Below are 12524 nucleotides of genomic sequence, written 5' to 3'. Positions count from 1 at the left end.
CCCACTTACAGCGTCTTGGCGAACCAGTGCTCGGCGTACTTCCCGTCGTTGAAGGCCGGGACTTCCTCGTATCCGTGCCTGGCGTACAACGCACGCGCCTCGACCAGGTCGTTCCTGGTGTCCAGCCGGATCCGCTTGACGCCCAAGTCGCGGGCACCCGCCTCGATCGCGGCCAGCAGGAGGCCACCGCCCCCGCTGCCGCGGAAGGCGGGGCTTACGTACACACGCGTCAGCTCGGCGGTGTCACCGTCGACCACCCGCAGACCGGCACAGGCGGCGGCCGTGCCGTCGTACCGGCCGACGACGAATGCTCCCGTGGGGGACACGAGCTGCTCGACGCCGTCGTCGGTGAGGCCCTCGTCGATCTCCTGGACGGTCGCCGGGCGCCCCCAGTAACGGCCGGCCACCTCGTCGTAGTAGTCGCGGCGCAGCGCGGTCGCGTCAGGGGTGTCGTAGCGCTCGGCGGCGATGCTCCAGCTCATGATCACCTCTGTACCCGACGGGTGCGCTGTTTGGCGACCGATTTTGCGGCTACACGGGGTGTGACAAGCCATTCGAAAACCGACAACCGGGAAGGCAGCCAGTCATGTCAGCAGTCTGGATCATCGCCCTGATCGCGGTGGTCGTCCTCGTCGTTGCCGCCGCCGCAGTCGTCGTCTTCCGACAGCGCAGGGGCGGCGGCGGGCACGGGCTGAAGCGGCGGTTCGGTCCCGAGTACGACAGGGTCGTGGCCCGCCATGACGGCGACACGAAAGCGGCGGAGCGGGAGCTGAGCGAGCGCGTCAAGCGGCACGGGGCGCTCGAACCGCGGCCGCTCACCGCCGAGACGCGTGAGCAGTACGTGGCCCACTGGGCCGGAGTTCAGGAGCAGTTCGTCGACTCTCCGCAGCGCGCCGTCGCCGAGGCCGACCGGCTGCTGGCGCGGCTCGCGGCCGACCGGGGGTTCCCGGAAGGCAGCCAGTACGACGAACAGGTCGCCGCGCTCTCCGTGCACCACCCGGAGCACGTGGGCGGCTACCGCGAGGTGCACCTCGCGGCGCACGGCGAGGGCAGTACGGAACAGATGCGCGCGGCCATGATCGAAGCGCGGGAGCTCTTCGAGGACCTGGTCACCGCCAAGCCCGCCGACAGCGGCAAGCACCGCCCGCAGCACGCCTCGCACGACAGGACCCGCGTGGGCCCCACCCGCGCCGCCCCGTGGTTCGCGGGCTCGGGCGGCCGGCACCACCACCATGCGAAGGGGAGTGGGGCCTGATGACGTACGAAGCCGAACACGAAACCGGACGCGAGGCCGTGATCGCGCCGGAGACCGTGACCGGACCGAAGACCGGCACGGAGCCCGCCCCGAACCGGCTGCTCGTCCAGGGGGAGCGCGACAAACTGACCCTGCGTCTCCAGCAGGCCGTCAACACGTTCGTGGACGGCCCGAGGCGCGCGGTCGAAGAGGCCGACAACATCCTGGAGGAGACCACCCGCAGGCTCACCGAGAGCGTCGACGAACGGCGCCGCTCCCTCCGTACGACCTGGGCGGGCGAAGACCGCCAGGCCGATACGGAGGTACTGCGGATCGCCCTGCGCACGTACCGCGAGGTGACGGAACGCCTGTTGCGGATCTGACGACGCAGAACCAGGACTTAGCCGACGCAGGACCAGGACGTAAAGGAGGCCCCTGAAGGTCCTCGGGCGGGTCCTCAGGCCTTCTTCGGGGCGGCCTGCTGGACCACCTCGAACGACCACAGCGTGGAACCGGAGGCGGCGGGCTTGGGACGCTCGCCGCCTTCACCGCTGCCGCCCTGCCCACCGCCCTGGCCGCCCCCCTGGTGGGCGGCCTTCATCGGCCCCTCCATCCACGCCTGGAACGAAGCCTCGTCCGCCCACCTGGTGTAGACGAGGTACTGCTCGGTGCCCTCGACGGGCCGCAGCAGTTCGAACCACTCGAAGCCGTCGGAGTTCTCCACGGACCCGGCCCGGGAAGCGAAGCGCTTCTCCAGAACCTCTCGCTGTTCGGCCGGCACGGTCAGCACATTGATCTTCACAACGCTCATGCCTCTCATCCTGCCGTACACGCGCGAACGGGTACTCCAACTCCTCCCCCTGTGATCCATGTCGCGATCCCCCTACCGAACCGGGCAGGGTGTGCACCAGCGTTCTGCGGAAAAAACTGGATGACGGTCAGGCGAAGACCGGGTTGCCTGCGTCTTCTGCTCAGGGCAGTGCGAGCTCTACGCACCCACGCGAAGGGTGCCGGGGACGGCTTGGAGGGTCGGCGCGAGTGGCGAAGGCGGAGCAGGGGCGGCCGGACGGTGCGGTCGGCGCCATCGGGGTGGGCGTCAGAGTCGGAGCGGCGCGGATCGCCCTCTGGGCCGTGGTGGCCGTCCTGGGAGTACGGCAGATCGCGACGGTGCTGCGGACGCCGCCCGGGGAGCGCCTCACCGACCTGGAGACCTGGATCGGCGAGCACGGCGTTCTGCGGGTCACGGGATCGCTCTACGACACCGACCGGTTCACCGGAACGCCCTTCGCCGGGCTCGTCCTCAAGCCGCTTGCCCGTTCGGCCGAGCAGACCCTGGGCGTCGCCTGGACCTTCGGAACGCCGCTCCTCGTCGCCGCCCTGGGCGTGGCCGCCGCCCGTGCGCTGCCCGGCCCCGTCTCGCGGCGCACCGCGCTGCTGGCCGCGCCCGTCGCCATCAGCCTGCTGATGCTGTCGCTGCCCGTCCGCAATACGCTCCACCTCGGCCAGACCAGCATCATCCCGGTGCTCCTGGTCCTCCTCGGCTGCTTCCAGGCGCGCGGGGAACGCAATTCAGGCATCCTCATCGGCATCGCGGCGGCCCTCCAGCCCGCCGTGCTCCTGTTCGCGCCGCTGCTGTGGCTGACGGGGCGAAGACGCACCGCGCTCAACACGGCGACCGCGTTCGCCGCCTGTACGGCGCTGGCGTGGGTGGCGATGCCGCAGGACTCGTGGACGTACTGGGTGCACCATGTCGTGGGCGCGGGGCTCGGCGGGAACCCCGGCACCCTCGCCAACCAGTCGGTGCACGGCGCCCTGCTCCGGCTCGGTCTGTCGGGCCCGCTGGAGATCGCGCTGTTCCTGCTGCTGGCCGCGACCGTCGTCGTAGTCGGCCTGCGGCGCGCGGTGCGGTACGCCAAGGACGGGCAGTTGCTGCTCGCCGTCGCGCTGACCGGCTGTGTCGCGGTCGCGGTGTCGCCGACGGCCTGGCAGCACCAGCTGCTCTGGGTGCTGCTCGCGGTGGCCGGCCGGGTCGGCAAGCGAGCATCGGACCGGATGGTGTGGCCCGCGGCCGTTGTCCTGGTGATGTCCCTGCCGGGCGAGATGATGCTGCCCAACATGACGGTGCTCCACCCGCTCCGCGACAACGCCCTGCTGGTGGCGGCCCTCGCGGCGGCCTGCGCGGTCCCCTTCACGTCCAGGACGTCGCCGTACTGGCAGACCCCGATCCCCACCGACTACGCGAAACCCGTACCGGGCCGCTGGAGCTGGGTGCCGCTGGTCCCGTTCTGGCGCCGGGTCCTCAGCCGCCCCAGCCTCCTCCTCGAACTGCTGCTGATCCGCGTCGGCTACTCCGCCTATTCGCATGTGCGCGTCGCCGCGAACGGCGGCCGCGCCGACGCCGAGGAGCATGCGCGGCAGATCCTCTCGATGGAGCAGTTCCTGCACATCGACATCGAGCACTGGGCCAACCAGGCGGTCGTCGAGGTCCGCTGGCTCGAGGTCCTCCTCAGCTTCCACTACACGTCGTTCCACTTCCTGGTGCCGCTGGTGATCCTCGGCCTGCTGTACGTCCGCAGCCCCGCCGACTACCGCTGGGCCCGCACCTCGCTCGCCCTCGCGACCGTGATCGCGCTGGTCGGCTTCTGGCTCTACCCGCTCGCGCCGCCCCGCCTGATGCCGGGCCTCGGTTACGTCGACACGGTGCACGGGCCGCAGGACTTCGCCCATCCGGAGTACGGCGCGATGACCTCGGTGACCAACCAGTACGCGGCGATGCCCTCACTGCACTTCGGCTGGTCGCTGTGGTGCGGGGTGATCGTCGTGCTGCTCGCACCGAAGCTGTGGATGAAGCTGCTGGTGATGCTCCACCCGCTGCTCACGCTCTGCGCGATCGTCGCCACCGCCAACCACTGGGTGCTGGACGCGGTGGGCGGGGCGGCGGTGGTGGCCGCGGGCTTCTGGCTGACGTACGCGCTGGCGGGCCCGCGCGGCCTGGTTGTGTCCGGTCAGGGGGGTCAGACCGGTTCTGCGGAAGCCCAGGTCCCCATCGCGGAGATGTGCGGCGGCACGGAAGTCCCGGCCGGGAGCGCGGGATCGGGCTCCGGTACGTCGAAGTAGGTGCGCATGGGGACCACCCCGGCCCACAGCCCCAACTCGCCGTCGGGCCCCTCCCCGTCCTCCGGCGGGCCCGACGCGATCTTGACGGACGCTTCGTCGAGCGGCAGCGCGAGCAGTGAAGTCGCCGCGAGCTCCTTGGCGTTGGGGCGGCGCGCGTAGTCCCACTGGCCGGGCGCACAGTGCTCGGTGACGACTTGCAGCCCGTGCAGGAGGGCGTCGGGGTCGGAGCGCCGGGTGACCAGCTCGGGTATGCCGTAGACCATGGCGCTGCGGTAGTTGACGCCGTGCTCGAAGACGGAGCGGGCGAGGACCAGGCCGTCGATGTGGGTGACGGTGACGCAGACGGTGGTGTCGGGTGCCTGCGCGAGGCTGCGGCTGGCGACGGACCCGTGGACGTACAGCGTCCGGGTGCCGAAGTCCACGCCGTACACGGTCGGTACGGCCATCGGTGTCCCGTCGACGACCACCCCGAGGTGGCAGACGAACCCTGCTCGCAGGACGGCGTCGAGGTCGTCACGGGCGGTGCTGCCCTGCTCGCGCAGGCGGCGGTGCCGGGTGCGCTCGGTCACTGCCAGCTGCTGATTCTGTTCCGCCGGGCTCATTTCTCCACCGATTCAGTCGAATTGATCTAGCAAGTCGACTCTTTCAGTTGAGTGGCGGATGACTCAAGAGGTTGCGGGCGGCTACTCTCTCGCGCACGCGTTCGGGGGCGAGGCATGTTGCGGCCTCGCCCCCAAGGCGGATCGTCGCGTCCAGCCAGGATCCACCGGAGCGTCGTAGATCACCACTCGGGGATCCCGGCGGGAGGTGGGGGCGGAGCGTAGGGGGATGAGCCCCCACCTCCCATGTCCGGGGTCGGCCGGAAGGGTCCGGGCCCGGTTCAGGGGTGGCTGACCTGGAGTTCCTTGATGCCGTTGAGCCACGCCGAGCGCAGCCTGCGCGGGTCGCCCGCGAGTCGCAGGTCCGGAAGGGTGTCCGCGATCGCGTTGAAGATGAGGTTGATCTCCAGTACGGCCAGCGACTTGCCGAGGCAGAAGTGCGGTCCGCCGCCGCCGAAGCCGAGATGCGGGTTGGGGTCGCGGGTGATGTCGAAGGCCTCAGGGTCGGCGAACACCTCGGGGTCGTTGTTCGCCGAGGAGTAGAAGAGCCCGACCCGGTCGCCCTTCTTGATGTCCTGACCGCCGAGTTCCAGGTCCTGGGTGGCCGTCCGCTGGAAGGAGACCACCGGCGTCGCCCAGCGCACGATCTCCTCGGCCGCCGTCTCCGGACGCTCCCGTTTGTAGAGCTCCCACTGCTCGGGATGCGTCAGGAAGGCGTGCATGCCGTGGCTGATCGCGTTGCGCGTCGTCTCGTTGCCGGCCACCGCCAGCAGGATGACGAAGAAGCCGAACTCGTCGGAGCCCAGGTTCCCTTCACCCTCCGCCGCGACCAGCGTGGAGACGATGTCCTTGGCCGGGCACTCCTTGCGGGCGGCCGCGAGGTTCATCGAGTACGAGACGATCTCCATGGCGGCCTCGGTGCCGACCTCTTCGGTGATGGCGTACTCCGGATCGTCGTACGCCGCCATCTTGTTGGACCAGTCGAAGATCTTGGTCCGGTCCTCCTGCGGTACGCCGATGAGTTCGGCGATGGCCTGGAGGGGGAGTTCGACCGCGATGTTGGTGACGAAGTCGAAGGAGCCGTCGGACGAGGCGTTCGCGATCGCCGTCTCGACGATCGAGCGCGCGCGGTTGCGCAGGGCGTCTTCGAGAGAACGTATGGCGCGCGGCGTGAAGCCGCGTTGGACGATCTGACGGACCCTCGTGTGCTCCGGCGGGTCCATGTTGAGCATGATGAGCTTCTGGACCTCGATCTGGTCGCGGCTGATCGTCTCGTTGAAGCGGATGACCGCGGTGTTGGTGTTCGAGGAGAAGAGCTCCGGGTGCGTGGATACGTACTTCACGTCCGCGTGCCGCGTCACCGCCCAGTAGCCCTCGTCGTCGAAGCCGGAGATGCCGGGCGGCTGCGCGCACCACCACACCGGGGCGGTCTGCCGCATCTGCGCGAACTCCGGATGCGGTACGCGGTCTTGGAGCAGGTCTGGGTCGGTGAAGTCGAACCCTTCGGGCAGCGCAGGGCAGTGCATCGGCAGCTCCATGTCTGTCTGACGGCCCATCAGAAGTTGCCCGGAATGTAGTAACGGGTTCTACAAGTGGCAAGGGTCGCGGCGTCATCTGTTGCGTGTGGAGAGCGTGTACAAGGCGTGCAAGACCCTTGCGCTGCCGGGTGCCACTCATAAGACTGCTGAGAGAACTAGAACGCGTACTAGTTCGAAGCCTGCCGTGGGCGCCGGGACGTCCTACGGGTTAGGAGAGGACGAGCTCATGGCCGCGGAACCCGTCATCGTCGAAGCCGTACGCACCCCCATCGGCAAGCGCGGAGGCGCGCTCGCCAACCTCCACCCGGCCTATCTGCTGGGCGAGACCTACCGCGAACTCCTCGGCCGTACCGGCATACACGCCGACTGCGTCGAGCAGATCGTCGGCGGTACGGTCACCCACGCCGGCGAGCAGTCCATGAACCCGGCGCGCAATGCCTGGCTCGCGGTCGGGCTGCCGTACGAGACCGCAGCGACCACCGTGGACTGCCAGTGCGGCTCGTCCCAGCAGGCCAGTCACATGGTGGCCAACATGATCGCCGCGGGGGTCGTCGACGTGGGCATCAGCTGCGGCGTCGAGGCCATGTCGCGGGTTCCGCTGGGATCGGGGTCCAAGCACGGGCCGGGGAAGCCGTGGCCGGACGAGTGGAATGTCGACCTGCCCAATCAGTTCGAGGCTGCCGAGCGGATCGCCCGTAACCGAGGGCTGACACGCGAGAACGTCGACTCGCTCGGGCTCATCTCGCAGGAACGGGCCGCTACCGCCTGGGCCGAGGAGCGCTTCAAGCGCGAGACCTTCGCCGTGCAGGTGCCGACGACCGAGGAGGAACAGGCGGCAGGGCAGGGCATGTGGCGGCTCGTCGACCGCGACGAGGGGCTGCGCGACACCTCGATGGAGGCGCTGGCGGGGCTGAAACCCGTGATGCCGACCGCGGTTCACACGGCCGGCAACTCTTCGCAGATATCGGACGGCGCGAGCGCCATCATGTGGGCGTCCAAGCGGATGGCGCGGGCCCTCAAGCTCAAGCCGCGCGCCCGAATCGTCGCCCAGGCGCTGGTCGGCGCGGACCCGCACTTCCACCTCGACGGGCCGATCGACGCGACCCGGGCGGTGCTCGGCAAGGCGGGCATGTCGCTCAAGGACATCGACCTCGTCGAGATCAACGAGGCTTTCGCTTCAGTGGTGCTGAGCTGGGCTCAGGTCTTCGAGCAGGACCTGGAGAAGGTCAACGTCAACGGCGGGGCGATCGCGCTCGGCCACCCGGTGGGGGCGACCGGCGCTCGGCTGATTGCCACCGCCCTGCACGAACTGGAGCGGCGCGACAAGGAGTTCGCGCTCATCACCATGTGTGCGGGCGGTGCGCTCGCGACGGGGACGATCATTCAGCGGCTGTAGCGGGGGTGGTCGGCCGGGGGGTGGCCGACCACAGGGGCGACTCGTCGAGGGTGGCCGGCCGGTCGGCTCAGTACCAGCCGTTGGACTGCCAGAAGCCCCAGGCCTCGCACGGGCTGCCGTAGCGCTCGTTCATGTAGTCCAGGCCCCACTTGATCTGCGTGGCCGGGTTGGTCTTCCAGTCGGCGCCCGCGGACGACATCTTGGAGGCGGGCAGCGCCTGGACCAGGCCGTAGGCGCCGGACGACGCGTTGCTGGCCTGCGGGTTCCAGCCGCTCTCGTGCGACACGATCTTGTCGAAGCACTGGTACTGCGCGTTGTCCGGGATCATCTTCTTCGCGATCGACTGCGGGGTCGCGGCTGCGGCCTCGGAGGAGCCGGCTCCACCCATCACCACGCCCACGGAACCGAGGAGCGCGGCGGCGCCGACGGCAACGGACTTCTGGCGGGCGGAGAGGCGGTTGGCGAAGGAGAAGGACACGTGGATGCCTAACGTCGGGAACAAGGGATGTCGCGGCGCGGGCCGTTGCGGCCGGTGGTGCTGCGCTCGGCGACTGCTCCAATGAAGCAGGCCTGAGAGCCCGCTGCAATCACCCTGCTTACTAGCAGAACCGGCAAATCAGGCATAACGGCCTACGGGTGCGCTAGCACCTGTCTGCGCAGGTCAGAGAGGTGTGACGGGGTCCCTTGAGGGGTCCCTGCGCCTACTACCCGGGCTAGTTGAGGACCAAGGTCCTGTGGGCCCTCTCACCGCCCCGGACCGTCAAATGTGACCTGCGCCTCGAAGGCCGCACGGCGCGTGGCCCGGCGCAGCGCCTTGAGGAGAGTCGCGCCGATCGTGAGCGTCAGTACGACGGTGAGCGTGGCCCGGCCCAGGTCCCATCCGAGGGATGTGGCGACGCAGTACGCGAGGAAGCGGGCCAGGTTCTCGTGCAGCGGATCGTCGGGGTCGAAGGAGATGCCACTGGAGTCGCTGCCCAAGTACGGCCAGCCCTGGAGGTTCATGATCGTGCCGTAGAGAAAGGCGGCAGCGCAGCCGTACGCCGCCAGCATCGCCAGCTCCGCGCGGCCGCGCAGCCTCTCCGCTCCCGGCAGCAGGCCCGCGCCCATCGTGAACCAGCCCATGGCCAGCATCTGGAACGGCATCCACGGCCCGACACCACCCGTGAGCAGCGCGGACGCGAACATCGTCACCGAGCCGAGTACGAAGCCGAAGCCCGGGCCGAGGACGCGGCCGCTCAGCACCATCAGGAAGAACATCGGCTCCAGACCCGCTGTCCCCGCCCCGAGCGGGCGCAGCGCCGCCCCCACGGCCGCCAGCACGCCCAGCATCGCGACGGCCTTCGCATCGAGCCCGGAGTCGGTGATCGTCGCGACCACGACCGCGACGAGGAGCGGGAGCAGCGCGGCGAACAGCCAGGGGGCGTCCTGCGAGTGGGCGAGCCCGGAGGCGGAGTCGGCGAGCAGCGGCCAGCCGAAGGCGATGACGCCGATCGCGCTGATGAGCAGGAGCGCGGCGACCGACCGGGGGCCGAGGCGCACGGGGCGCGCGGTGGTCATGCGGCTCCTCCTCCCAGTGCGTCGCGCACCTGCGCGACGGTCAGCCACTTCTGCGGCGCGAGGATCTTCGCGACCTGCGGGGCGAAGGCGGGGGAGGAGACGACGACCTCGGCCGTCGGGCCGTCCGCGACGACCTCGCCGTCGGCGAGGATCACGACCCGGTGGGCGAGCTCTGCGGCGAGCTCGACGTCGTGCGTCGCCAGTACGATCGCGTGCCCGTCGGCGGCCAGGGCGCGCAGCAGCCCGACCAGGCGGGCCTTCGCCGCGTAGTCCAGGCCGCGCGTCGGCTCGTCGAGGAGGAGGAGCGGGGGGCGCCCGGTGAGCACGATGGCCAGGGCCAGGGCGAGGCGCTGGCCCTCGGACAGGTCGCGCGGATGCGTGGCGTCCTGTACGTCCGGGAGGAGCGCGGTCACCAGTGCGCGGCAGCTCCCGGGCTCGGCGCCCGCGTCGCTGTCGGCCGCGGCGCACTCGGCGGCGACCGTGTCGGCGTACAGCAGATCGCGCGGCTCCTGCGGAACGAGCCCGACCTGGCGGACCATCTCGCGGGGCTGGGTGCGGTGGGGTGTGCGGCCGCCGACGCTCACGGAGCCGGAGGTGGGCTCGATCATGCCGACGAGGGCGGAGAGGAGGGTGGATTTGCCGGCGCCGTTGCGGCCCATGAGGGCGATGGTTTCGCCCGGGGAGACGGTCAGGTCGACCCGTCGGAGGGCCTCGACACGGTCGCGGCGGACGCCGAGCGCTGCGATGGCTGCGATGCGGTGCGCCTGCGACGGGCTTTCCGCCCCGGACGCCGTTGACGCGTCACGGCGGTGCTCCGTGCTGCGGCGCAGCAGGCGGGCGAGTCTTTCCCCACCCCGCCCCTTCCCGAAACTGGGGCTCCGCCCCAGACCCCGCTCCTCAAACTCCCCCAAGGACTGCGTCCAGGGGGGACCCCCAGGGGCTGGATTTTCCAGCCCGTCCGGCGTTTGAGGACCACGCCCGAAGGGCGTCCCGGGGCGCTGGGGGCTTGCCCCCCAGTTTCGGGAAGGGGCGGGGTGGGGAACAAAGTCCGCCTCCGCGCCGGCCAGCCGTGCCCGCAGATCCGCCGCCCCCCGCCGCGCATCCCGTACAGAAAGGGGCAGCGGGTCCCAGCCCGCGAGGCGCCCAAGCCCCACCACGGGCGGATGCACCGGCGACACCGCCATGATCTCGGCCGGCGCACCCATGCGCGGCGCCTCGCCCGGCGCCGCCAGCAGAATGACCTGGTCCGCGTACTGCACGACCCGCTCAAGCCGGTGCTCCGCCATCAGCACCGTCGTCCCGAGGTCGTGCACCAGACGTTGCAGCACCGCGAGCACCTCCTCCGCCGCCGCCGGATCCAGCGCCGACGTCGGCTCGTCCAGGACCAGCACCTTCGGGTGCGGCGTCAGGACCGAGCCGATCGCCACGCGCTGCTGCTGGCCGCCGGACAGCGTGGCGATCGGGCGGTCCCTGAGCTCCGCCAGGCCCAGCAGATCCAGCGTCTCCTCGACCCGGCGTCGCATGACAGCCGGCGCGAGGCCCAGCGATTCCATGCCGTACGCCAGCTCGTCCTCGACGGTGTCGGTGACGAAGTGCGCGAGCGGGTCCTGGCCCACCGTGCCGACGAGATCCGCCAGTTCGCGCGGCTTGTGCGTACGGGTGTCACGCCCGTCGACCGTGACGCGGCCGCGCAGGGTGCCCCCCGTGAAGTGGGGTACGAGCCCGGAAACCGCACCCAGCAGAGTCGACTTGCCGACCCCCGACGGGCCGACGAGCAGCACGAGCTCACCCTCGGGCACCGTGAGATCGACACCCTGGATCGCGGGCGCGGCAGCATCGCCGTAGCGGACCGACACATTCTCGAACCGGATCACAGGCCTTGATTCGCTTTCTGTACGGGGGTCACGGGAGCGAGGGGAGCCACGGGAGCCACAAAAGCCGGCAGCAAGCCGATCAGGACGGACGCCGCCGGCCACAGCGGGAACTCCGGCGCCACCAGCGGCACAACCCCCGGCTGCAGCCCCTCCGGATCGCACGAACCCGCCCAGATCATCAGCGCCGCGACCGCCGCACCCGACCCGGCCACCAGCCACGCCCGCACACCCCACTCGTCGGGCCGGTAGCGGGTACGGACGCTGCGTCGGCCACCCAGCCGCAGGCCCGCCATCGCGGCTACGAGCCCGGCCACCAGGACCGGCAGACCGTACGCCGCCCCCTCGGCGGCCAGCAGCCCGTACGACCCGGCGCACACACCGAGCAGCCCGCCCAGCGTCAGCGCGGTCGTCGTACGGCGCACGGCGGGCGGTACCTGGGCGGTGCGCCCGTAGCCGCGCGCGTCCATCGACGCGGCCACCGCGACCGACCGTTCCAGGGCGCCCTCAAGTACGGGCAGCCCGATCTGGAGAACGGCCTTGACCCCGCCGGTCGGACGCCCGCGCAGGCGGCGCGCGGTACGCAGCCGTACGACATCGGCGACCATGTTCGGCGCGAAGGTCATCGCGACGACGACCGCGACCCCGGCCTCGTACAGCGCGGCGGGCAGGGACTTGAGCAGCCGCGCCGGATTGGCGAGCGCGTTCGCGGCGCCCACGCAGATCAGCAGCGTGGCCAGCTTCGCCCCGTCGTACAGGGCGAAGACCAGCTGTTCGGCAGTCACCCGCCCGCCGATCCGCACGCCCTGTGCCCAGCCGGGCAGCGGCACTTCGGGCAGCGAGAAGACGGTGTGGATGCCCGGGATCGGTGAGCCGAGGAAGGCGGAGAAGACCAGCCGGATCCCGATGACGACCAGCCCGAGCTTGACGAACGCACCGTACGAACGCGCCCACGGCGCATCCGTCCTGCGCGCCGCCACCACGTACCCCGCCACTCCCACCAGCATCCCGAGCAGCAGCGGGTTGGTGGTCCGGGAAGCGGCTGCGGCAAGTCCGAGCGCCCACAGCCACCAGGCCCCGGCGTGCAGGGCGTTGCTGCGGTTCGCTTCGGGCGCGCGGAGGGCCTTGGAGGTCTGCGAGGTCAATGAGGTCAATGAGGTCAGAGAGCGCAGCGAGGCCATGGACGTCATCGAGATCAGCCGATTCCGCGTC

Annotated in this window: 12 protein-coding genes; 4 read left to right on the top strand and 8 right to left on the bottom strand. The window is 70.5% G+C overall.

What is annotated here, in order from left to right; genetic code table 11:
* Positions 1-5 precede the first annotated feature (5 nt).
* Entirely contained in the window at positions 6-482 is a 477-nt protein-coding gene (locus J7I98_RS03330; protein ID WP_214916686.1) for a GNAT family N-acetyltransferase, read from the bottom strand.
* Positions 483-586: 104 nt separating this feature from the next.
* On the opposite strand from J7I98_RS03330, the gene J7I98_RS03325 reads away from it, so the two are divergent.
* The gene (locus J7I98_RS03325) at positions 587-1255 is read left to right on the top strand and encodes a hypothetical protein (RefSeq protein WP_251020082.1); all 669 of its coding nucleotides are present in this window, start codon (positions 587-589) and stop codon (positions 1253-1255) included.
* Positions 1255-1617, top strand: a complete 363-nt coding sequence (locus J7I98_RS03320; protein WP_251020081.1) for a hypothetical protein — start codon at positions 1255-1257, stop codon at positions 1615-1617. The genes J7I98_RS03325 and J7I98_RS03320 overlap by 1 nt, the downstream gene beginning before the upstream one ends.
* 74 nt (positions 1618-1691) lie before the next feature.
* On the opposite strand, the gene J7I98_RS03315 is transcribed toward J7I98_RS03320, so the two are convergent.
* Positions 1692-2045 (bottom strand): antibiotic biosynthesis monooxygenase, encoded by a 354-nt coding sequence (locus J7I98_RS03315; RefSeq protein ID WP_214916665.1) that lies wholly within the window; start codon positions 2043-2045, stop codon positions 1692-1694.
* A 227-nt stretch (positions 2046-2272) separates the two neighbouring features.
* Between J7I98_RS03315 and J7I98_RS03310 the strand changes: the two genes are divergently transcribed.
* Positions 2273-4351, top strand: coding sequence for a bifunctional glycosyltransferase 87/phosphatase PAP2 family protein (locus tag J7I98_RS03310; RefSeq protein WP_214916653.1), 2079 nt, complete (start codon positions 2273-2275; stop codon positions 4349-4351).
* On the opposite strand, the gene J7I98_RS03305 is transcribed toward J7I98_RS03310, so the two are convergent.
* On the bottom strand, positions 4249-4953 hold the full coding sequence (locus J7I98_RS03305) for a pyridoxamine 5'-phosphate oxidase family protein (RefSeq protein WP_214916650.1): 705 nt from the start codon (positions 4951-4953) through the stop codon (positions 4249-4251). The genes J7I98_RS03310 and J7I98_RS03305 overlap by 103 nt on opposite strands.
* A 278-nt stretch (positions 4954-5231) precedes the next feature.
* Entirely contained in the window at positions 5232-6476 is a 1245-nt protein-coding gene (locus tag J7I98_RS03300; protein WP_214919033.1) for a cytochrome P450, read from the bottom strand.
* Positions 6477-6714: 238 nt separating this feature from the next.
* On the opposite strand from J7I98_RS03300, the gene J7I98_RS03295 reads away from it, so the two are divergent.
* Positions 6715-7884, top strand: a complete 1170-nt coding sequence (locus tag J7I98_RS03295; protein WP_214916647.1) for a steroid 3-ketoacyl-CoA thiolase — start codon at positions 6715-6717, stop codon at positions 7882-7884.
* A 67-nt stretch (positions 7885-7951) separates the two neighbouring features.
* Here J7I98_RS03295 and J7I98_RS03290 read toward each other — a convergent pair whose 3' ends face one another.
* The 4 genes from J7I98_RS03290 to J7I98_RS03275 all read right to left on the bottom strand — a co-directional run bounded on the left by J7I98_RS03290 (position 7952) and on the right by J7I98_RS03275 (position 12493).
* Complete coding sequence (locus J7I98_RS03290) at positions 7952-8362, bottom strand: transglycosylase SLT domain-containing protein (protein ID WP_214916635.1); 411 nt, start codon at positions 8360-8362, stop codon at positions 7952-7954.
* Between the two features lie 266 nt (positions 8363-8628).
* Positions 8629-9441 carry an ECF transporter S component gene (locus J7I98_RS03285; RefSeq protein ID WP_214916622.1) on the bottom strand — a complete coding sequence of 271 codons (813 nt, stop codon included), beginning with the start codon at positions 9439-9441 and terminating at the stop codon, positions 8629-8631.
* Positions 9438-11315 (bottom strand): ABC transporter ATP-binding protein, encoded by a 1878-nt coding sequence (locus tag J7I98_RS03280; protein ID WP_214916619.1) that lies wholly within the window; start codon positions 11313-11315, stop codon positions 9438-9440. Before J7I98_RS03280 ends, J7I98_RS03285 begins: the two co-directional genes overlap by 4 nt.
* Positions 11312-12493 (bottom strand): energy-coupling factor transporter transmembrane component T, encoded by a 1182-nt coding sequence (locus J7I98_RS03275; protein ID WP_214919031.1) that lies wholly within the window; start codon positions 12491-12493, stop codon positions 11312-11314. Before J7I98_RS03275 ends, J7I98_RS03280 begins: the two co-directional genes overlap by 4 nt.
* Positions 12494-12524: the final 31 nt, after the last annotated feature.

Source organism: Streptomyces sp. ISL-98 (assembly GCF_018614055.1).
In the GTDB taxonomy this organism is placed as follows: domain Bacteria; phylum Actinomycetota; class Actinomycetes; order Streptomycetales; family Streptomycetaceae; genus Streptomyces; species Streptomyces spiramyceticus.
The sequence above is the reverse complement of the archived record's forward strand: the minus strand, read 5'-3'. Positions and strand labels throughout refer to the sequence as shown.